The sequence below is a fragment of the Methylobacterium jeotgali genome (assembly GCF_022179345.1).
GTDB lineage: Bacteria > Pseudomonadota > Alphaproteobacteria > Rhizobiales > Beijerinckiaceae > Methylobacterium > Methylobacterium jeotgali.
In genome coordinates this window covers 62,025-83,299 of the sequence record NZ_BPQR01000043.1, presented here as the reverse complement: position 1 = coordinate 83,299, position 21,275 = coordinate 62,025, and the positions used below count along the sequence as shown (strand labels likewise).

16 protein-coding genes are annotated in these 21,275 nt (G+C 72.4%); 6 read left to right on the top strand and 10 right to left on the bottom strand.

What is annotated here, in order from left to right:
* Positions 1-3: 3 nt before the first annotated feature.
* From MFF04_RS21995 to MFF04_RS13230, 10 genes are all read right to left on the bottom strand, one after another.
* Positions 4-1,674: a transglycosylase SLT domain-containing protein gene (locus MFF04_RS21995; RefSeq protein WP_306308067.1), complete on the bottom strand. Its 1,671-nt coding sequence runs from the start codon at positions 1,672-1,674 to the stop codon at positions 4-6.
* A gap of 3 nt (positions 1,675-1,677) precedes the next feature.
* A complete protein-coding gene (locus tag MFF04_RS13270) occupies positions 1,678-3,615 on the bottom strand; it encodes a serine/threonine-protein kinase (RefSeq protein WP_238276449.1) in 1,938 nt (645 codons plus the stop codon).
* Positions 3,612-4,472: a PP2C family protein-serine/threonine phosphatase gene (locus MFF04_RS13265; RefSeq protein ID WP_238276447.1), complete on the bottom strand. Its 861-nt coding sequence runs from the start codon at positions 4,470-4,472 to the stop codon at positions 3,612-3,614. Before MFF04_RS13265 ends, MFF04_RS13270 begins: the two co-directional genes overlap by 4 nt.
* Entirely contained in the window at positions 4,456-5,142 is a 687-nt protein-coding gene (gene tagF, locus MFF04_RS13260; RefSeq protein WP_238276445.1) for a type VI secretion system-associated protein TagF, read from the bottom strand. The genes MFF04_RS13265 and tagF overlap by 17 nt, the downstream gene beginning before the upstream one ends.
* Before the next feature lies 1 nt (position 5,143).
* Positions 5,144-8,791 (bottom strand): type VI secretion system membrane subunit TssM, encoded by a 3,648-nt coding sequence (gene tssM, locus MFF04_RS13255; protein ID WP_238276443.1) that lies wholly within the window; start codon positions 8,789-8,791, stop codon positions 5,144-5,146.
* 37 nt (positions 8,792-8,828) lie between these two features.
* Positions 8,829-10,301: a type IVB secretion system protein IcmH/DotU gene (icmH, locus tag MFF04_RS13250; protein ID WP_238276441.1), complete on the bottom strand. Its 1,473-nt coding sequence runs from the start codon at positions 10,299-10,301 to the stop codon at positions 8,829-8,831.
* Positions 10,302-10,329: 28 nt separating this feature from the next.
* Complete coding sequence (gene tssK / locus MFF04_RS13245; protein ID WP_238276439.1) at positions 10,330-11,667, bottom strand: type VI secretion system baseplate subunit TssK; 1,338 nt, start codon at positions 11,665-11,667, stop codon at positions 10,330-10,332.
* 125 nt (positions 11,668-11,792) lie between these two features.
* Positions 11,793-13,199, bottom strand: coding sequence for a type VI secretion system-associated FHA domain protein TagH (gene tagH / locus MFF04_RS13240; protein ID WP_238276436.1), 1,407 nt, complete (start codon positions 13,197-13,199; stop codon positions 11,793-11,795).
* Between the two features lie 43 nt (positions 13,200-13,242).
* Complete coding sequence (locus MFF04_RS13235; RefSeq protein ID WP_238276434.1) at positions 13,243-13,800, bottom strand: DUF6931 family protein; 558 nt, start codon at positions 13,798-13,800, stop codon at positions 13,243-13,245.
* Positions 13,801-13,811: 11 nt separating this feature from the next.
* Positions 13,812-15,596, bottom strand: a complete 1,785-nt coding sequence (locus MFF04_RS13230) for a type VI secretion system Vgr family protein (RefSeq protein WP_283206371.1) — start codon at positions 15,594-15,596, stop codon at positions 13,812-13,814.
* 154 nt (positions 15,597-15,750) lie between these two features.
* On the opposite strand from MFF04_RS13230, the gene MFF04_RS13225 reads away from it, so the two are divergent.
* The 6 genes from MFF04_RS13225 to tssE all read left to right on the top strand — a co-directional run bounded on the left by MFF04_RS13225 (position 15,751) and on the right by tssE (position 21,272).
* Positions 15,751-16,326, top strand: a complete 576-nt coding sequence (locus MFF04_RS13225) for an OmpA family protein (RefSeq protein ID WP_238276430.1) — start codon at positions 15,751-15,753, stop codon at positions 16,324-16,326.
* A 15-nt stretch (positions 16,327-16,341) separates the two neighbouring features.
* Positions 16,342-17,670: a type VI secretion system protein TssA gene (locus MFF04_RS13220; protein WP_238276428.1), complete on the top strand. Its 1,329-nt coding sequence runs from the start codon at positions 16,342-16,344 to the stop codon at positions 17,668-17,670.
* Between the two features lie 253 nt (positions 17,671-17,923).
* Positions 17,924-18,451 (top strand): type VI secretion system contractile sheath small subunit, encoded by a 528-nt coding sequence (gene tssB, locus MFF04_RS13215; protein ID WP_238276427.1) that lies wholly within the window; start codon positions 17,924-17,926, stop codon positions 18,449-18,451.
* Between the two features lie 67 nt (positions 18,452-18,518).
* The gene (gene tssC / locus MFF04_RS13210; protein ID WP_238276426.1) at positions 18,519-20,027 is read left to right on the top strand and encodes a type VI secretion system contractile sheath large subunit; all 1,509 of its coding nucleotides are present in this window, start codon (positions 18,519-18,521) and stop codon (positions 20,025-20,027) included.
* A 115-nt stretch (positions 20,028-20,142) separates the two neighbouring features.
* The gene (locus tag MFF04_RS13205) at positions 20,143-20,625 is read left to right on the top strand and encodes an Hcp family type VI secretion system effector (RefSeq protein WP_238276425.1); all 483 of its coding nucleotides are present in this window, start codon (positions 20,143-20,145) and stop codon (positions 20,623-20,625) included.
* Between the two features lie 98 nt (positions 20,626-20,723).
* Complete coding sequence (gene tssE / locus MFF04_RS13200; protein ID WP_238276424.1) at positions 20,724-21,272, top strand: type VI secretion system baseplate subunit TssE; 549 nt, start codon at positions 20,724-20,726, stop codon at positions 21,270-21,272.
* The last annotated feature ends 3 nt before the right edge of the window (positions 21,273-21,275 follow it).

Below are 21,275 nucleotides of genomic sequence, written 5' to 3'. Positions count from 1 at the left end.
GGCTCAGCGCGGCGCGGAGGCGGCGGGCTCGGGCACGCTCACGCCCTTGACGCTGCGGTAGCGGTCGAGGCGTAGCGAGATCATCGATTCGAACTTGCCCGTCACCTCGGCCACCGACAGGCTCTTCGAGCCGGTCCCGTAGAAGATCGGCTTGTTCGCGGCGGCCGGCTTCGGCAGCAGCTCGGCCGCCACCGTCTCCGGCCGGCGCGAGACCGCGTCGATCATCTGCTCGGCCCCGGCCGGACCGAGGAAGTGCACGAGGTAGACCTCGCCGCCGGTAAGGTTGCGGCCGACCCGCCGGGCGATGCGCAGGCTGTCGCGCTTGAGCATCTCCGCGGCGAACACCGCGGAGAGATACGGGTCGCGGCGCATCTCCAGGATCGCGACGCGCTGCGCCCGGCTCGGCTCGCCGCTGGCAAGGAGCGCCGCCTCCTTCTCCAGGCCGTAGCGGGGGCCGAAATCGCGCACGACGCCGAGCCAGGTCTTCTCGATGAACTGGTAGAGGCCGGTGGCCGAGGAGGTCTGCGCCTGGACCTCGGTCTTGAAGCTCGATTCCTTGTCGGCGATCGCCATGAGTAGCACGGGATCGACGCTCGTCGCCCGGGAGGCGCGCACGATCTTCTCGACAAGGTAGCGGCGGACCTTGATCGGGCCGAAGATGAGGAGCTCGTCCGGGTTGCGCGGCCCCTTGGCCTCGAGCTCTGTGGCGAGCGCCGAGTAGGCCGCGAGTTCCGGCCGGTTGCGGGCGCTCGCCCGCACGGCGTCGGTGTCGCCGTCGACGAGGGACTTGCCGACCCCGGCGGAGAGCTTCACCGAGGGCGGGGCCGCCGGCCCCGCGCCGGGCACGACCGTGGGCGCGCCGCTCTTGTCGAGCTTCGGGTCGACCCGGATCGAGGAGGCGAGCGGCGAGTCCGGGTCGGCGTCGACGTCGGTGACGTCGTAGAGCTGGGCGGCGACCTCGGGCGAGACCAGGATGACGGGGGTGCGCTCCCCGAGGCTGAGCATGGCGGTGGCCTGCTCGACCTCGCCGTCGGATTCGGAGGCCGGCGGCACGATGAGCCAGCCGATCCCGGCCCCGGCCAGCATGAACAGGATGATGGCGGCGATGCCGAGCAGCGGACGCTGCTCGACCCGGCCGAGCCCCTGGGGAAGCGCCACGAGGGAGCGCAGGGTCTGCCAGAGCGTCTCCCGGCCGGGATCGGCCGCCATCGGCGCGGCGCCCCCCGGAGAGGTCGCGGCGGGCTCCGGTGCGGGCGCGGCGGCCCCGGTCCGGTGCGCGGCAACGAAGGACGCGATCGCGGGAAACCAGCCGGCCTGCGTGCCGGGATCGGCCGCCGCCCGCAGTCGCCGCAGGCCCGCCTCGATCTCCGCCGCGGTCCGGCCGTCGACGCCGAGCCGCCGGCGCAGGGTGCGCTGGGAGCCCTCGCCGCGGGCGGCGAGATCGACGGCGAGGAACCACTGCGCCAGCGACGGGCGCGGCCTCGCGAAGGGCGTGTCCTGGCAGGGGAACACCTTCATGCCGCAGGCCCGGCAGGAGAAGGCCCGGTTGCGGCTCTCGCGCCGGAAGCCCTCCCGGCCGCCGCAGGCCTTGCAGGGTGCGTCCGCGAAGCGCAGGCGCATCACGAGGTCGAGACAGGCGCCCTCGTCGAGCTCGGCCTCGGGACGGCCCGCCACCGCTCAGCCTCCGACCTTGAGGTAGCGCACGGCGACGCCGACCGCGCCTCCGGGGCTCGCGGCCTGCCGCGCGAGCGCCGGGAACAGGGCCTCGGTCTGGCGCCCCGAGCCCTGCCGGGCGGCGGCCTCTCCACCCGACACCGCGACGAGAAGCTGCGGCCGCCACGGGTCTCCCGCCGGCCTCTCGAGGCGGACGGCGAAGCCGGCCCGGCCCTCTCCCCGCTTCAGGGATCCGGTGAGGTCGTGCAGGGTGCCGTCGCCCTCGACCAGCCACAGCCTCAGGCTGCGAGGATCGCCCCACTCGACGCGGCCCTTCAGCTCGTCCCCGCCGCGTATCCTGTCCGCGTCGATCTGCAGGATCGGGACGCCGGCCGGCTTCGCCTGCGCCTGCGCGGCGAGAAGCTCGATCACAGGGCACTGGCCGCTCTCGATCTGCCGAAGCTGGATACGAGCTTCGAAGCCGAAGGCGGCGCGGAAGGCGGCGTCGAAGGCCCGGGCGGGTGCCGGGTCGGTGCCGTAGGCCTCGACCGTGGCGCTCGCGGCCCCCACCGCCGTCGGGTTGAGGAAGAAGCAGGGGCCGCCGCGGTAATCGCGGATGAAGGCCGCGACCCGCTCGATCGGCGTGGGCGAGGGCGCGGTCGGAGGCGTGACCGGGGGAGCGACGGGCGCGGTCGCAGGCTTCGGCCGGTTCTCCGGGGCCGCCGCGCCCTGGCTCGGCGACTCCGAGACCGTCGGGGTGTTGCGGCCGCGCCCGCCATCCGCCTGATCCGGGCCGGGCTCGCTGCCGGGCGTCTGCAACGGGGCGGTGGCGGCCTTGCCTTCGGGGGTCTCCGAGGCGGGGGGGAGGGCGGGCCCGCTCGGCGCGGTCCGGCCGCCGGGCGCCGCCTGCTCGGCGGGCGCCGTATCGAGTCTCGGCGCCTCTGCCGGGACAGGACGCTCCGAGAGAGCCGGGCCACCGGCCTGCGGCGGCGCCGTCGTCTCCGGCCGGGAGAGCAGGAGCGCGGCGACGACGGCCGCCGCGAGGGCGAGGGTGCCGAGCACGAGGGCGACGACGCGGCCCCTGCGGGCCGGCGGGATCGCCCGCGGCACGTCGCGGGCCACCGGACGCCAGGATTCCACCGCCGCCATGCTCTCGGGGCGCCGGGACGGGTCGGGCTGGAGCATCGCCTCGATCAGGGGGCGCAGGCGCGCGTCGAGGCCGGCGAGGTCGGGCAGCGCCGAGCGGCGGGCGACGAACTCCGCGGGGCTGCCCCCCATGTCGACCCGCCGGCCCCGGCTCGCCTCGGCGAGGACCAGGCCAAGGCTGTAGATGTCGGAGCGGGCGGTGACGTCGCCCCCCTGGAGACCGAGCTGCTCGGGGGAGACGTAGTCGTACTTACCGGCGAAGCCGTCGCCGATCACCGTCTGGCCGGTGGCCGAGCGGGCGATGCCGAAATCGATGATCTTGGCCCGCGCCGGGTCGCCCCCGGGCAGGATCACGTTGTCGGGCGAGATGTCCCGGTGGACGATCCCGGCCTCGTGGGCCGCCTGGAGGCCGCCGGCGAGGCGCCGGCGCAGGATCTCGACCTCCTCGAAGGAGAGGGGGCCGCTCCGCAGGCGCTCGGCCAGGGATTCGCCGGTGACGAACTCCATGGCGAGGTAGGGGAGGTCGAGCCGGCGGTCGATCGAGAACACGTAGTAGCGCACCACCGCGCCGTGGTGGACGTCGCGCAGCGCCGCCGCCTCCTTGCGGAAGAGGGCGAGCGCCTGGGCGTTGCCGGCGAAGTCCGGGCGGATGGTCTTGATCGCGACCGCGTCGCCGGTCTCGATGGCGTGGCCGCGGAAGACCTCGCCCATGCCGCCGGCCGCCAGCAGGGCGTCGATCTCGTAGAGGTCGTTGAGCCGCGTTCCCGGCCCGGCCCGCGCGGGCGGGCGCGGCTCGACCACGGTGCGCTCGCTCATGACGGCCTCCCGTCGCCGCGCGCGCCGAGCATCGCCACGGTCTCTCCCGGCGCGGATGCGGCCGAGCGGCGGCCGGGCGAGGGCGCCCCGAAGCGGACGATGACGGCGCTGACATTGTCCGGCGCGCCCCGGTCGAGGGCGAGGGCGAGGAGGGCGTCGCAGGCCCATTGCGGGGCGGACGTGCCGGCGGAGAGCAGGATGTCGCGGTCGGAGAGCGGACCGGTGAGCCCGTCCGAGCAGATCACGAACACGTCGCCGGGCTCCAGCGTGCCCTGCTCCAGGTCGACCTCGGGCCGCTCGCGCACGCCCACCGCGCGGGTGATGACGTGCCGGCGCGGCCAGGCCGCCATCTCGCTCGCGCTGAGCAGGCCGCGCTCGAACAGGTCGCGGCCCTCGGTGTGGTCGCGGGTGAGCTGCTCGATGGCGCCGCCGCGGATGCGGTAGATGCGGCTGTCGCCCGACCAGACGCAGGCGAAGTCGCGGCCGTAGATCAGCAGCACCGCCACCGTCGAGCCGACGATCCCGCCGCGGGCCTGGCCCGACGCCCACAGGGTGGCGTTGGCCCGCAGGATGCGGTCCTCCAGGCGCGCCATCAGGTCGGCGGCGGAGACGGCCGCGCCGATCGAGGCCAGCGCCTCGACGACGGTGGCGCTGGCGAGCGCCCCGTCCGCGTGGCCGCCCATGCCGTCGGCGACGGCGAAGACCCCGAGATCGGGCGCGGCGAGGCAGCGGTCCTCGTTCTCGGCCCGGACCATGCCCGGATGCGTGACGGAGCCGGCCTCGACCCGCAGCGGCGCCTCCGGCGAGGCCCAGGCGGCAGGCCCGGGTACCGCCCCGGGATCATGCGGCGAGGTCATCGAAATCCCCCGTCAGCATGCCGGTGACGAAGGCCGGGTCCGGCATCCCGCGGCAGGATGCGACCCGCGGCGCGAAGCCCTCGCCGCCGGGCGTCCACCAGTAGGTCATACCGGCATGCAGGCGCGCGGCGCCGGGCGTCCTCAAGGCCCCGAGCGCCTCGCCGAGACCCGCGGCCGCCGGAGCGACGAGCGCTCCGCCGCGCAGCCGGACGACGCCTCCTCCCGATAGGGGCTCGGGAGGCGCCGGCGGGTCCGGGCAGGCCGCCAGCGCGGCCGCCACCGCCTCGAAGCCGGTCTCGTCGGTCAGGACGGACAGGAGCAGGCTCTCCGCCCCCTCGAACCAGCCGTCGCAGGGGTCGAGCTCCGGGGGGCGCGGCACGCCGCCGGAGCCGGCCTGGCCGACGAGGGTCAGGGGGAAGTAGCGGCCGATCCCGTCGACGGAGGGCATGATCGCCCCGAGCGAGCCGGCGCCGGCCACCTCCGTGCCGAGCCAGAAGCGCCAGATCGGCGCACGGAGATAGGCGGGCTGCCAAGCCTCGCGGAGCGCGAGGCGGCTCGCCGCCAGACCCGCCTGGAGCCAGGGCTCGAAGACCCGCAGGAAGGCGCCGGGCACGGAAAGGGCGATGAAGTCGCGCTTGGCCGGCAGCTTGCCGTAGAGGCCGCAGGGCATCCTAGATCCCCGTCGGGCAGCGGAACTCCCGCAGCGCCGGCAGCACCAGGGGGTTCTGAACGGTGCTGGTGGTGAAGCGCAGCGCGAGCTGGCGCGACCCGGCGGTGAGGGTGGCCACCACAGCGTCGCCCTGCTTGAGGACCGAGCCGCCGTCGAGGAGCCGGAACAGCGACCAGGTGCCGAGCTTCTCGACGGCGGCGGTCCCGCCGCCCGAGGTGCCGAAGAAGCTCGGCGTACCCTCGATCTGGAGGGCGGTGCGCGCCGGGCTCGCCGGACCCGGCCACTGCACGGTGACGGGGGCGCCGACGCCGCCCTGCGCGACGACCGCCGTGCCGTTGATGTCGAGGGTGGCGCGGCCGGCATCCCCCGTCATCGAGAGCGGCGTGACCGAGAAGGCGACCGCCGGCATCGAGCCCCCGGTCGAGAAGAAGGCGTCCCGGATCTCGGCCGCCCGCTGGAACTCCCGGAGCGTCGCCGCCGAGAGCCCGCGGGCGACCTGATCGTCGATCCGCCAGGCCCATTGCGGACGCGAGCGGTCGGCCCGGCTCGCGAGATTCTGGGCGAAGAAGCGGTCGAAGACGCCGTTCGGGGCGAACAGGCGGGCGAAGTCGGCGAGCGGGACCTCGCGGTCGCTGTTGCGGGCGAAGGGGTAGCGGTTGGCGGCGATCTGCTGGCACTCCCGCAGAACCTCGTCGGCGAGCGCCTTGCCGAGATGGCCCAGCGCGGCGCCCGTCGCGCTGCCCTCGAACTCGCCGGCGATCTGGCGGATCATCGCCTCGAAGGGCTGGGGGAAGCGCGCCGCCAGCGAGCGCAGCGCCGCGGTCTGCGTCACCAGCGCGTTGTTCGCGGCGGGAGCCTGCCCGGGGTTCGTCGCCTCGATCGCCGCGTTCTTGATCTCGTTGAGGTTGGCGAGCAGCACATCGGTCGCGCGGCGGCCGGGCTCGCCCTCCGTGAGCACGTGGAACGGCCGGAAGCCCGCCTCGATGGCGGCGCCGGGCGCCTGGTTCGCTCCTTGAGCGAAGCGCTCGCCGGGGGCGGTCGCCGCCGGGCGCCCCTCGGCGGCGAGGCGACCGAGGGCGGCGGCGGTCTCGGCGGCACCGGAGGGCAGGACGGCGCCGACGCGGCTCTCCGCCTCGCGGCCGGCCGCGGCGCCAAGCACCGCCTTCGCCCGCCCCGCCCGGGTGTCGGCGGCCGGCGCGCCGGGCTTGGCCGGACGCTCGCGGGTGAGCCGCGTCTCCTCGCCGATCGACTCGATCACGAGCTTGAGGGGCGAGGTCGGCGCAGCGATCGCCTGGAGGGCGAGGTAGCGCGGCTTGTCGGCGGTGAGGGGGCGGACCTTGAGCCGCTTGAGCGCCTGCGACCAGGCCTGCTGGAACTCGCGGGCATGGATCCGCAGGAGGTCGGGGAAGAGCGAGCCGTACTGGCTCCGGTAGGCCTGCTGCTCGCCAGCCGGCCCCAGCACCCAGCGGTCGCGCTCGGCGATGTCGGCCGCCTCGCCGAAGCGGTCGATGAAGGCCTCGAAGAACCCGTCATAGGTGAAGAAGAAGGGCACGCGCACCGCGTCGAGGTCGCCGCCGCCCGCGACCTCGAAGACGAGGCCTGCATCGGCGCCGCCGGCCCGCTGCACGGTCCAGTCGCGCGCGGTCGCGCCGCGGGCCTCGGACTTCAGAAGCTCGTAGGTGCGCTCGGCGATGCTGAGCCGGGCGAGCGTGCGCTGCCCGTCCTCGATGAGCGCCTGGTTCAGGGTGACGAGGGGTGCGCTGCCGTCGTCGAGGTCGAGGGTCGCGAGGAGGTGGTCCTCCAGAAGCTGGCGCCCGCGGGCGAAGCCAGCGCCGGGGTAGAGGTTCTCCGCCCAGTCCCGCCGGAACCAGCCGACCACGAGGTCCCGGTCGAGGGGGACCTCGGCCCGGCCGCCGAGCATCAGGTAGACCTTGAGCGCCTCGTAGACGAAGCCCGGATTGGCGCGGTTCGCCTCCAGCTGCTCCTCGAGGCGGAAGATCAGCCGCGGCCGGAACAGGCGCTCGAGCCCGGCCCGGTAGCTCGTCTCGGCGGCCGAGCGCAGGCGGGGACGCTGGCTCAGGCCGAAGGTCGCGAGCACCGGCTCGCCCTCGTCGCGGGTGGCGTAGCCGGTGGGCAGGTAGCGGAGCGAGTTGAGGAGCGGCAGCACCTTGGAGAAGTTGCGGTCGGCGATCACAGGCTCGCGCAGGGTCTCGGCGGCGTCGGCGCGGTACTTGCCCGTCAGCGCGTTCGTGAGCGCCACGAGCTGCCCGTTGCGCAGGAAGCTCGTCCACCAGAGGCCGACGAGCACGGCCGAGGCCAGCGCCAGGCCCGCATAGGCCCCGAGCCGCAGGAGGTTCGTGCGGCGGATGGCTGCGCGGTTGGTGGAGACCCAGCCCGCCTCGCCGATGACGACCTTCCGAAGGAGATCGGTGAGGAAGTAGCTCCGGCCCCGCCCCGAGTAGGCGGCGGCACCGACATCCTCCGAGCCGAAGCTGCGGGAGAGGGCGCCGATGAGCTGGTCGATCGGCGTGCCCTCCTGGGTGCCGGAGGTGAAGTAGAAGCCCCGGAGGGTCGCGTTGACGTGGAAGCGGCTCGGCTCGAACACCCGGCCGAGGAAGTCGACGACCTTGGCGCGGGCTGCGGCCACCTGGCTCGGAAAGCCGAACAGCACCACCCGCGAGGTCGGGGCGACCTCGTCCTGCAGGCGGTCGGGCATCCACTCGTTGAGGCGCTCGACGAGGGCGTCGAACTCGGGCGCGACCTCGCCGATCATGTTGCGGGTCTTGTCGGTGGTCTGGAAGGTGTGGCCCCAGACCATCTGGCGGTCGGCCTCGGAGAGTTGCCCGAAGAACTCGGTGAAGCCGGCGACGAGGTCGGCCTTCGTGAAGACCGCGTAGACGGGGAAGTCGACCTTCAGGTGCTCGTGCAGCTCGAGGAGCCGCTTGCGGATCGCGCTCGCGTGGGCCTCGATCGCGGCCTCGTCGCCGGTGAGCAGGTCCTCCAGGCTGATGGCGATGAGCACGCCGTTGATCGGCTGCTTCGGCCGCGACCGGTGGAGGAGGTCGAGGAAGGCGAGCCAGCTCGCCCGGTCGCCCTTGGGATCGGAATCCTGCGTCGTGTAGCGGCCGGCCGTGTCGATGAGCACGGCCTCCTCGGTGAACCACCAGTCGCAGTAGCGGGTGCCCCCGAGGCCGGCCACGGCCTCGGGGGTCTTGCCCTTGGCGAGCGGAAACTTCAGGCCCGAGCGCACCAGCGCCGTGGTCTTGCCGGCACCCGGCGGGCCGATGATCACGTACCAGGGCAGGTCGTAGAGGTGGTTGCCCTTGCCGCCGCGGGACTTCGCCAGCGTCGCCAGCGCGTCGGCCATGCGCTCCTTGAGAACGTCGCCGTCGCCCGCCGGCTCGGCGTCACCGCCGGCCAGCTCGGCCTGGAGCGCCCGCATCGCCTTGCGCCGGCGCCAGGCCTCCCAGCCGATGAAGCCCCCGACCCCGAGGAGGATCAGCGCGCAGAGCGGGGCCCGGACCCAGACCGGATCGAGCGGACGCACATCCGCCACCGCGACGAGCGGGCCGGCCCACCAGACGAGCGCCGCGAGCGCCAGCGCGCCGAGGACGAGCGCCGCGAGGCGTGCCCAAGCCCGAAGCGTCATCGCCGCCCCTCCCGCAAGGCTCTCATCCGCTCCCTCCCTAGCGCGCGCGGGGCACGACGATGTCGACGCGCCGGTTGCGCGCCCGGCCTTCCGGCGTCGCGTTCGAGGCGATCGGCACGTCGGCGCCCTTGCCCTCGGTCTCGATCCGGTCGGGCTTGGCGAGGCCGCCCTTGACGATCTCGGCGACGGCCTGCGCGCGGGCCTGCGAGAGCTCGAAGTTCGAGGGGAAGCGCACCGTCTTGATCGGGAAGATGTCGGTGTGCCCGACGATGCGGATCGGCCCGGCGCCCTTGTCGAGGAGCCCGGCGAGGCGTTGCAGCAGGCCGGCGAAGGCGGGCTTCACCCGCGCGTCGGCGGGCGGGAACAGCGCCGCGGCGATGCGCAGCACGATCTGGTTGCCGTTCTCGACGACGGCGATCGAGCCGTCCGCGATCTCGGCCTTCAGGATGTCCTGGTAGCGGGCGGCCTGGCTCTCCGGCGGGGGAGGGGGCGGCGGCGGGGGAGGCGGGGCGTAGACCCGGCGCTGGAGGCCGATCTCCGTCGTCGGATGCAGGGAGACGAGATCGGTGGCCGCGGCCTCGGCGTTGCCGGTCAGCATCGTGCGCAGGGCCAGGAACAGGCCGAGCAGCACCACGCCCACGACGGCCGCCGTCGCCCAGAGCGGGATCTGCACCCGGAACGCCTCGGCGGCGATGGGCTGGCCCTGCCAGCGGGGCGAGACCTCGCGGATGAGGGGCCGCGTCCGGCGCAGCAGCTCGTAGAGGTTGCGCTGGATGGTCTGGAGCGCGGCCGCGCCGCCGCCGCCGCTGCGGTGCATGCCCTGGAAGCCGATGCCGAGGCAGGCGTGGATGAGCTCGAGCAGGTGGTAGTTGCCGCTCGGGTCGACCTTCGCCTTCTCCAGCTCCTCGAAGAAGCGCACCCCGCCGACGCGCTCGCCGAAGAAGCGGCTCAGCATGCTGTACTGGGTCCAGACGTGGCGCTCGTCGGTGGGGATGTTCTGGACGATGTCGTCGGCGGTGGCGCAGACGATGTACTTCGCCGCCCGCACCTGCTCGGGAGAGGCGCCGGAGCCGCGGGTGTCCTTCTCGAAATCGTCGATGCTCGCCGCGACCTGCTCCATGAGGTTCGAGAAGGAGGCGGTCGAGAGCTGCACCCGCAGGCGGCCGAGCAGCAGCAGCAGCGGGGCCGCCGCCCGCAGGAATGGGTTGGCGTTGGGCGCGCTCACCACGTCCCGCTTCAGCACCAGCGCCCGGCGGCGCTCGTTGGGCTCCGCGGCGGGGGGAGGGGCGCGGTTGCGGGCGGCGGTGTCCGAGAGCGCCCAGTCGTCCGGGTCGGCCGCGCCGGAGGCGGGCGTCGCCGCGGGCGCCGTCGGCCAGGAAGGAGGCGCCTGCGGCCGGGATGCCGGCTGCGGAGCCGGGGCCGACGGGCGGGGATCGGGGGCCGCCGGCCGCCGGCCGCCGGGGTCCGGCAGGATGATGGTGCGGTCGCCGCGGCCGAACGGGTCGTTCACGGCGCGCCTCCGTGGGCGATGCGGGCGCTCACCGGCGCCCCTCCAGCACGGCCCACAGCTCCAGCTCCAGCTCCGGCCAGTCGCCGGAGAAGTGCATGCCGATGGAGCTGGCGACCGAGAACTCCGGCCAGAGCGGCGACTGCCGGTCGAGCAGGAAGTAAACGTGGTCGGTGATCGCCCGGATCTGCGGGGGCGGCGTCGGCAGGTGGACGAGGGGCACGCCGGGCAGGTGGGCGTGGACGATCTCGTTCATCTTCGTGTTCGGCCCGACCTTGAACAGGTGCGGGAACTGGCTCTGGATCTCGGTGAGCGGCCGGCGCACGGCGACCTCGAGGACGAGGCTCGCGTTGCGGAACAGGTTGCGGTCGCGGATCGTGGAGACGAAGGCGTTCGGCGCCCGCTCGATGATCTCCAGCCGGATCGCGCGGCGGCCGAGCTGCGCGGAGAGGAAGTCCTGGATGTCGCGCACCACCGGGGCGAAGGTGGTCTCCAGGTCGTCGTGGTCGTACGCTGGATAGGTCCGCGCCCGTCGCTCGCTCGTCGTGAAGGTGGCGAGCTCGCCCGCGATGCGCAGGAACTCCTCGTAGAGCCGCTCCGGATGGACGTAGCGGGACTGCTCGAAGTGGCGCAGCACCGGGATGTGCCGGTTGAGCAGTTGCAGGATGAAGTAGTCGGCGCTCTGGAGGCCGCCGCCGGCGGTCGGGTCGGCGGCGTAGCGGGCGAGCTCCTCAAGCTTGTTCTCGATCCAGCCGATGACCCGCTCGATCCAGCCGTGGACGACGGGGTGGCTCGCGCAGGTCAGCACCGGCGGCGCGAAGGTCTCGTCGAAGACGATGGCCCGGTCGCGGACCTCGACGACCCGGGCGATCGGCAGGGCGACGTAGCCGGGCTTGGCGGTCTTGCGCAGCGCGTAGGCGAGGCGGGGCTGGGCGACCTCGATCTCCTCCTCGACCCGCAGCGCCGAGGCGGTGTCGATGAGGCGCACGTTCGCGGGCACGAAGCGGCTCGCGCCCTCGGTGCCCTCCGGCTCGATCTCGCGGGTGTTCGGCGAGCCGAGCGGCAGGGTCAGCCACAGCACCTGCCGCCCGGCCCCCTCGGGCACGTCGATCGGCGGGGGCGGGGGCGATTCGGCGGGGATGTCGAAGGGCGTCCCGTCGGGCATCACGCCGACGGCGCGACGCAGCCCGAACCGGCTCTGCTGGGCGAGGTCCCGGTCGATCTCGACGGCCGAGAATCCCCACGGATAGGGCGTGACGTGGCGGGTGCGGCTCTCGACCAGACCCTCGACGTAGCGGTCGCTCTGCTGGAGGTGGTGCGGCCGCAGGAACAGGCCCTCGGACCAGACCACCTTGCTCTTCCACGACATCGCCGCCCGCTCTCCCGGCCCCGGGACGGAAGAAGTCCCGCGGGGCCGCCCCGATGCCGGCCGTCGCCCGGCCAGGGTCGATGCATAGCGGCTTTTTTTGGTCTGTCCAATGCCGGCGCGAGGGCCTAGCGGTTGCGGTCGTAGCAGTCGGCGAAGAAGACCATGAAGGCGTCGACCATGCCGTCGTCGTGGGGGGAGGCCAGCGCGTCCCAGCGGGTGGCGTAGAGGTCCCAGAGCCGGGCCTTGCGCGAGCCCAGCAGCCCCCCGAGGCCCCGGTCGCCCTCGTCGGAGGCCTCGACACCCTCGGGGCTCAGCTGGTCGAGAAGCAGCCGCGCGGCGTTCTGCATGGCGGCGTAGGTCTTGACCTGATGCGCCTTCAGGTCGCGAAACCCGGTCTCCATGGCCCGGCGCGCCTCCAGGTAGCCGCTCGACGGGGGCCCGAGCATGATGCGGAGCGCATCGTCCACGGTCGGCGCGAACTTGAGGGGGTTGTTGTCGAGCGCCTGGATCGTGGTCTGGCTCGACGCCTTGGCCGTGCGCTTCGATTCGGCGCGGGCGGCGAGCAGCTGCTTGAGGCTCTCCGCGGAGAGGCGGAGCAGGGCGCCGGCCTCCTCGGCCAGCGCCTCCGGGTCCTGCCAGGACAGAACCTCCGGCGAGACCCCGAGCCCGGCCGCGAACCGCCTGACGAAGGCATCTCCGCCGATGCCGGCCGGGCGCGGAACGGGCGGTGCAGGGTCCGGCATTCGCGGCTGCGGCGGCTCCCGCGGGACACGGTCCTCGACTGCTGGCCGCGGCGGGGCCGGCGCGGCGATCTGGAGATCGGCGGTGCCCCAGGGGTCGCCCTCGCCGGGACCGGGCGTCGGCCGCGCCGGAGACGCCCAGGCGGCGGGTCCCGCCGGGTCGTCCTCGACGGGCGGGGCGGCGCGGCGGGGAGAGGGTATCGGCGGCGGCGGAGGGGGAGGTGGCTCGGGGGTCGCCCGCGCCCAGTCCATGCCGTCACCGGCCGCGCCCCCGGCAGGTGCGACCGCCGGCCGGCCGGGATCGGTCGGCAGGTCGACGGCCCAGTCGATGAAGTCCGGACGCACGGGCTTCAGCGCGGCGGGCGGCCTCAGGTCGCGGCTCGGGATCGGCGGGGCCGATTCGCCTTGGCCGTCCCAGAAGTCGCCCGGCGCGGGCCGCTCCGCCGCGGGGGCCGGCGGGGCCGCCTCGGCCTCGCCCTCGATGGCGACGCGGATCACGTAGCGGCCGATCTCGATGCGGTCGCCTTCTCGCAGCCGGCAGGCTTCCTGGAGACGCTGGCCGCTGCGGTTGAGGAACGTGCCGTTGCGCGACACGTCCTGCAACCAGTAGCCGCCGTCGCGGTGGCGGATCTCGGCGTGCTTACCGGAGATCACCCGGTCGGGGTCGGGCAGGGTCCAATCGAGATACTGGTCGCGTCCGATGTCGATGCCGCGCCGACCCGACAGGCTGACGCTGAGCGGACCGCCATCCGGCAGCCGGTCGAGATTCTCGATCGTCAGGACGAGCGTCATCGTCAAGCCCTTCCCCGGTGGGAGTTCCTCCGCCGGCGCACGCTCACGATACCCCTCGCTTAAGCTGCATCAGGGGCACCCCGAGGTCGATGCAGGCCTGGAGCCGGCTCGCGCGGTCGCGGGCGGTTACGGTGGCGAGCGCCACCAGGATCGCGGTGCGCACCGCCTTCGGCGTCATCTCGGGGCTCGCCGGCACGACGGCGTGGCTCGGGCCGACATTGCCGCCGGACCAGCCGGCGGCGAGCGCCACCCAGGGCGTCGCGAGGCGCTGGTTGCCCCCCATGCCGAGCCGGAGCGCGTTCCGGCGCAGGAGATCGTCGGGATCGCGCACCCAGGCCTCGGCGGCCTGGAGCGGCGCATCCTCCTGCCCCGCCGCGATCCCGCAGAGGAGGCGCACACTCTGGATCGCCCACCACACCGCCTCCCGGCGGCCGAGCGCGTAGGCGAGCAGGCTCACCGCGTCCTCCGGGGTCTCCCCCCGCCGCAGCCGGTCGAGGAAGGCGAGCGGCGGCTCGTCGGAAGGCGCGGCGCTGATGTCGCGCTCCGCGTCGGGGAAGGCGGCGAAGAGGTCGCGGGTGCTGCTGAAGCGGGAGCCGGTCACGGAGGGCGCCGTCAGTTGAGGGTGATGAGAGGCGCCTTCTCCTCGATCAGCGCCGTGCCCTGCAGCGTGATCTTGCCCGCCTCGATGGTGATCGAGGCCGGGTCCATGGTGATCTTGCTTGCGCCGACCTCGAGGACGAGCCGCGTGCCGGCCTTGATGTGCACCTCCTGGGCGACCTCGGCCTTCCAGTTGCCGCTCTCGACCTTGAGCTTCTCGTCGCCGTTCTTGAGGGTCGTCGAGCGCGACGGCTTGCCGGAGGGCGTGTCGAAGGCGACGCCGACCTCGCGGGTCTCCGAATTGCGCACCACCGATTCGAGGTCCTTCTCGGCCCGGAACACCACCTTCTCGGAGGATTTCTTGTCGTCGAAGGTGAGCTGGTTGAAGCCGCCGTGGCCCTTGGTCGAATCGGACTTCATGCCCGAGACGGTCTTCTCGTCGGGCAGCTTGTAGGGATAGGGGTAATCCTTGTTGTAGACGGTCCCGACGACCAGCGGCTGGTCCGGGTCGCCCTCCAGGAACTGCACGACGACCTCCTGGCCGACCCGCGGGATGACCTGGAACCCCCAGGACTTGCCGGACCACATCTGCGCGACGCGCACGGGGCGGGAGATCTTGTCCCGGTCGCGGTTCCAGTGGAACTGGACGAAGATCCGCCCCTCCTCGTCGACGTCGATCTCCTCGCTCTCCCGGCCCTTGCGCGTGGTGACCACGGCCGTCTGCGGGCCCTGCACCAGGGGCCGGGGCGTGACGGGCGGCGCCCGGAACGGCCGGTCGACGGGCTGAATCTCGTAGACGCCGCTGTAGAGCTCGCCCTCGGCCGCCTCGCCGCTGCGATAGGCCTCCGCCTGGATGGTGTGGCGGGCGGAGACGACGAGGTACTGGCCGTCGTCGGTCGGGTGCTGGCGCATGGTGACGAGGCCGCCGGGATAGAGGCTCGCGGCGTCCCCGGAGGCGGAGCGGCGGTGGTCGAGGGCCTGCTCGGCCTCGAGGCGCACCTTCACCCGCTTGCGGCCGAGGTCGTTCTCCGTGTAGCGGCCGGGATAGTCGTAGCGCTCCAGGGAGGCCTTCTCGTAGCGCTCGGCGCCCTGCGCGTCGGCCTTCAGGTCGGCCGTCGGCTTCATGTAGTCGTAGTCGAGGCTCGTGAACCGTCCGCTGCGGAAGCGGCGCTCCGAGCGCCAGGTCGAGACGTGCTCGCGCTCGCGCCGGTCCTGGCCGCCGAGCGCGATGAAGGGGATCGCGCCGCCGCCCGCCTTGACCGGCCGGTGGCAGGAGCGCGAATCGGCCAGCACGAGCTTGTGCCCGCCCTCGCTATGCTCGAAGAAGGTGTAGACCCCCCACTCTTCCATCAGCCGGGAGACGAAGCCGAGATCGGTCTCGCGGTACTGCACGCAGTACTCGATCTTGTCGTACTCGCCCCGCGCCGCCCGGATCTCGTAGTCGGAGAAGCCGGCCTTGCGGAACACGTCCTCGATGATGTCGAGGACGTTCTTGTCCTTGAAGATCCGGCAGTCGGAGCGGCGGCCGAGCAGCCAGAGCCAGGGGCGCAGCGTCAGCCGGTAGGCGTTGGCGGCCTGCCGCACGCCGGTCCATTCCGTGTCCACGACGAGGCCGCTGAAGTAGCGGTCGACGCCCTCGTAGGAGCGAAAGCGGACATGGGCCTTCTTGCCGAGCAGCGCGTCGAAATCGAAGTTCCGGTCCCGGCACAGGGCCTCGATCCGGTATTCGAACAGCCGGCTCAAGCCTTCCTCACCCTCGAAGCGAAGAAGAACGAACTTGTCCTTGCCAGCCGAAGTCACCAGCTCGGCGACACGGCTACCTTGCGAGAAGTCTTGTAGATCCGTCGAGTCCACCGTTCGATCCGCGCTGGATTTCGGCACTTTTTGGCGCTAGATCACACCTGATTGGTCAGGTGACCATCCCAAAAATGCTCTCATCGATCGGATCCGTGCCATGACATCTGCGATTCGATACTGCGCACAGCTCGTGACCCCCGCGATCCTCGGTGCGGCCTCCGGCGCGTTGCTGCTCGCCGGCGCCGCCCTGGCGGACCCGGCCTACAGAGCGGCGGACATCGTGGCCCACTTCACCCCCGGCGCCGCGCCTCCGAAGAGCCTGGGCCGCCCGCGGGCGCTCTGCATCGGAACCGAGACCGAATGCGCCAAAGACGTACCAGAACCGGCCAGGACTGTCGACGGCTTCGATCTGCGGGTGAACTTCGACTACAACTCCGCCCGGCTCACCCCGGCGGCGCGGACCAATCTCGACGAGTTCGCCCGCGCCCTGCGGGACCCGGCGCTGGCGGGCGCCCGCTTCCTCGTCGAGGGCCACACCGACGGCGCCGGCAGCGATTCGTTCAACCTCGACCTCTCCATGCGCCGCGCCGGGGCGGTGGTCGACTACCTCACCCATAGCGGTGTGCCCGGCGCCCGCCTCGAGGCGATGGGCTACGGCAAGCAGAAGCCGCTGGTGCCCGATCCGATGGCGAGCGAGAACCGGCGGGTCGAGACCCGGCTGCGGGCCCCGTAGCGGCCCCGGCGCTCCATGGCCCTCGATCTCGATCCCGCGCGCCTCGTCGCGCCGCTCTCCGACGACGCGCCCTGCGGGGAGGACCTCGACGCGGCCGGCGACATCGATTTCCTCAACCGGGTCTCGCATGTCGAGAGCCTGCTGCCGGCGAGCTTCTTCACCCGCGACGACGAGGGCCGGCCGCAGCCCTTCGACCGGGCGAGCATCGACTTCCGCCGGGAGGAGGCGGCGCTCCTCGCCCTCCTCGACCGCAGCCGCGACCTCCGGGTCCTGACGCTGCTCGCGCGCCTGACGATGCTCGACCGAGACCTTCCGGGGTTCGCGGCGGCGCTCTCGGCCATCGCCGGGCTGCTCGAAGGTCAGTGGGAGGCGGTGCATCCCCGCGGCGAGGGCGGCGGCTACGAGCTGCGCGGTGCGGTCCTCCAGACGATCGACGACGTGCCGACGGTGATCCTGCCGCTCCAGCACGTCCCGCTCGCCCAGAGCCGCCGCCACGGACCGATCAGCTTCCGCAGCGTGATGACCGCCGACGGCGAGGTCCCCGCCCGGGAGGACGAGCCCGCCCCGGACCGGGAGGCGATCGGCCGTGCGCTCGACGAGGCGGACCCGGAGCTCCTGCGCGGGCAGCACGACACCCTGGCCGCTGCGGCCGCCGCGCTGGCGCGGATCACGGCGGCGACCGTCGAGCACGGGGGCTATGCCAGCGCCGTCGGCTTCGAGCGCCTGAGCCTCCTCGTCGGACGCATGCAGGCGCTTCTCGACCGCGCCGCGGCCGCGGCGACGGACGATACCGAGCAGGTGCCGGCGGACGAGCCGGCGCGGCCGGAGGGCCGGGCGACGCCCGCGCGGACCCCCGGCGGCATCGAGCGCCTCGCCGACGCCTCCGCGGCGCTGGCCGCGGCGGCGGAGTACCTGCGCCGACAGGAGCCGTCGAGCCCGGCCGAGGTGCTGACGCGCCAGGCGCAGATGCTGATCGGCAAGTCCTTCGTCGAGGTGATGCGGATCCTGGTGCCGGACAGGGCCGGCGAGGCGGTCCTGTCGGTGGGCAGCAACCGGGGCCTGCGCCTGACCTTCGATCAGCTCGCGGCCGTGCCGGAAGAAGCCGGCGCCGAGGACGGCTGGGGCGAGGAGCAGGCCGAGACGCCCGACGCGGCGCCGGCCGCGGCCTTCAAGGCGTCGAGCCGAGGGGAGGCGACGGGGCTGCTGCGGGAGGTGGCGGCCTTCTTCCGCCGCCACGAGCCGTCGAGCCCGATTCCCCTGCTGCTCGACAAGGCGGTCGGCATCGCGGACCGCGATTTCCTGGCGATCCTGCGGGACGTGCTGCCGGAGACGGCCACCGAGTGAGCCCGGCCCGCACCGGGCGGCCTCGTCCCGCATCGGGGCCGGTCTCCGCCCACAGGCATTCCCCGGAGCGGACACATCGGCGCCCCCTCGCGGCAGCCCGAGACGCAAGCGGGACCGCTTGCGTCGGCATCAGAAATCTGCTGGACTGCTTTTGGTCTGAAAAAGAGCGGCGCCCGAAGCAGAATCGGCCGCACGGTATCTTTGGTCGGTCCAATCCTGCCCCGTGGGGGCGGCAGCCTTGGAAGGACGCGCCATGTCCGATTCGAGCCATAAGTTCATCAAGCGCAACCGGCCGCCTCGGGTGCACATCACCTACGAGGATCCCTACGACGCCGAGCGCAAGGTCGAGCTGCCCTTCGTGATGGGGGTGATGTCGGACCTGTCCGGGAACGCCTCCTCCGTCGAGAAGCCGGACATGGCCGAGCGCAAGTTCGTCGACATCGACATGGACAACTTCGATCAGCGCATGGCCGCGATCGATCCGGGCGTGCGCTTCAACGTGCAGGACAAGCTCTCCGACAGCGATTCGAAGCTCTCGGTCGAGCTGCACTTCAAGAAGATCGACGATTTCGGCCCCGCCGCCGTGGCGCGGCAGGTGCCGCCGCTGGCCAAGCTGCTGGAGGCGCGCGAGCAGCTCGCCAACCTCCTGCGCTACATGGACGGCAAGGCCGCCGCGAGCGACCAGATCAAGGCGCTCCTCAAGGACCCGGCGCTGATGGAGGCGCTGAAGGAGCGCCTCGCCACGCCGGCCGGGGAGGCGGAGACGTCGCCCTCCGCCTGACCCTCCGCGACACCTTCGCCCGGCTCCCGCCGGCCTCCCGCTCCGTTTCCGTTCGCGAGTCGTCCCGATGGCTGCCGATTCCACACAGCTTGCCACCCACCCCGCCGCCGGCACCGAGACGCAGGAGGCCGGCGAGTTCGCAGACCTCCTGCGCCAGAGCTTCAAGCCCCGCACCGAGCGGGCGGCGACCGAGGTCGAGAACGCCGTCGGGACCCTGATCCGCGAGGCGCTCTCCGACTCCAGCCTGATCAAGGACGACGTCCTCGACACGATCGAGGAGATGATCGCCCGCATCGACCAGAAGCTGACCGCGCAGGTCAACGCGATCCTTCACGCGCCCGAGTTCCAGAAGATCGAGAGCGCCTGGCGGGGTCTGAACTACCTCGTCTTCAATTCGGAGACGGACACGACCCTGAAGATCAAGGTCATGAACGTCTCCAAGGAGGAGATTCACAAGAACCTCCGCCTCTTCCCCGGCGCCCGCTGGGACCAGAGCCCCCTCTTCAAGAAGGTCTACGAGGCCGAGTTCGGCCAGCTCGGCGGCGAGCCCTACGGCTGCCTGATCGCCGACTACTACTTCAGCCACCTCTCGCAGGACGTGCAGCTGCTGCGCGAACTCTCGAAGGTCGCGAGCGCCGCGCACGCTCCCTTCTTCGCGGCGGCCGATCCGACGCTCCTCGGCATGGACAGCTTCACCGAGCTCGCCAACCCGCGCGACCTCTCGAAGATCTTCGACACGCCCGACTACGTGCAGTGGAAGGGCCTGCGCGACGCGGCCGACTCCCGCTACGTCGGCCTCTGCATGCCGCGCGTCCTCGCCCGGCTCCCCTACGGCGCCAAGACCGAGCCGGTGGAGGAGTTCGCCTTCGAGGAGGAAACGGACGGCCACACCGGCGACCAGTACGCCTGGATGAACGCGGCTTACGCCATGGCGGTCAACATCAACCGCGCCTACAAGGATTGCGGCTGGACTGTGCGCATCCGCGGTGTCCAGTCGGGCGGCGAGGTGGTCAACCTGCCGAGCCACACCTTCCCCACCGACGACGGCGGCGTCGACCTCAAGTGCCCGACCGAGATCGCGATCAGCGACCGGCGCGAGGCGGAGCTGGCCAAGTCGGGGCTGATCCCGATTATCCACCGCAAGAACACCGACAAGGCCGCCTTCATCGGCGCGCAGTCGGTCTACAAGCCGAAGCAGTTCTACGGGGAGAAGGGCGTCGAGGCGACCGCCTCCGACAATCTCTCGGCGCGTCTTCCCTACATGTTCGCCGTATCCCGCTTCGCGCATTACCTGAAATGCATGGTGCGCGACAAGATCGGAGCCACCAAGGAGAAGGACCAGCTCACGCGCTGGCTCCAGGAGTGGATCAACGAGTACGTCGACGGCGATCCGATCAACTCGAGCGAGCAGACGAAGGCACGCAAGCCTCTCGCGGCGGCCCGGGTCGACATCTTCGAGAACGAAGAGAACCCCGGATACTACTCGGCGAAGTTCTATCTGCGCCCGCACTATCAGCTCGAGGGCATGGATATCGGCATGAGCCTCGTCTCGCGCCTGCCGGCCCCCAAGCAGTAGCCGGCGCGCCGATCACGTCCCTTCCACCCGCGGCCCCCGGCCGAGGGCCTCTCCGGTCGCGTCCGGCCGCGAGCCGTTCCGTCCGCACGTTCAACGACACGTCAGGGGAAGCATCATGGCACTCGACATCTTTCTGAAGCTCGATGGGATCAAGGGCGAGGCGCAGGATCACAAGTACAAGGACGAGATCGACGTGCTCTCCTGGTCCTGGGGGGCGAGCCAGTCCGGCACCACGCATGGCGGCTCGGGCTCCGGCGCCGGAAAGGTCAGCATCCAGGACCTGAGCATCACCAAGTATCTCGACAAGTCGAGCCCGACGCTGTTCCAGCACTGCGCCAATGGCAAGCACATCAAGAAGGGCACGCTCATCCTGCGCAAGGCCGGCGAGAAGCCGCTCGAATACCTGACCATCGAGTTCGAGGACATCATCGTCACGCACGTCTCGATGGGCGGCTCCGGCAGCGAGGACCGGCTGACCGAGAACGTCACCCTGAACTTCGGCACCTATCACATGAAGTACGCGGTGCAGACCGCGACCGGCTCGAAGGGCGCCGAAGTCGAGCACAAGTGGCACATCTCCAAGAACATCGCCGGCTGAGCGCGTCTCAGGGCATCGCGGCCGGCGCGCGCCGTCCTGCGCGCCGGCCGTCTCGGGACCGTCCGCGCGGGCGCCGCGCCGGGCGCAGGAGGGACAGCATGGCCGTCCGCGCCGACGTGAAGCGCGTCCGTATCCCGCTCATGGACGCCTTCCGCACCGCCCATGCCGACCGCGACGCGCGGCGCCACCTCGACGTCCGCGACGAGAGCGGCGAGCGCGTCCTGGCCGGGCGGCGGGTGGGCGCGCGCTCGGCGGTGACGGCGGGCGATCTCCAGCGCAGCGTGGCGGGGGACCTCGAACGGCTCATGAACGCCGTCCACCTCGCGGCCGACATCGACCTCGATGCCTTCCCCGAGGTCCGGCGCTCCATCCTCAACCACGGCTTCGTCGACATCGCCCGGCTGTCGATCGACGACGGCCGCGTCGAGGAGATCGGCCGCGAGATCGCGGAGGTGCTCCGCGCCTTCGAGCCCCGGCTCGCGCCGGACTCGGTGGCCGCGCGGCGCGACACGAGCGTCGATCCGGCGGAGTTGAAGCTGCGCTTCCTGGTCCGGGCCGAGATCGAGGCCGATCCGCTCAACGTGCCCGTGGAGTTCGTGGCCGAGCTGGAGCGGGACACCGGCCGCATCAAGGTGGCGCAGCGATGAGCG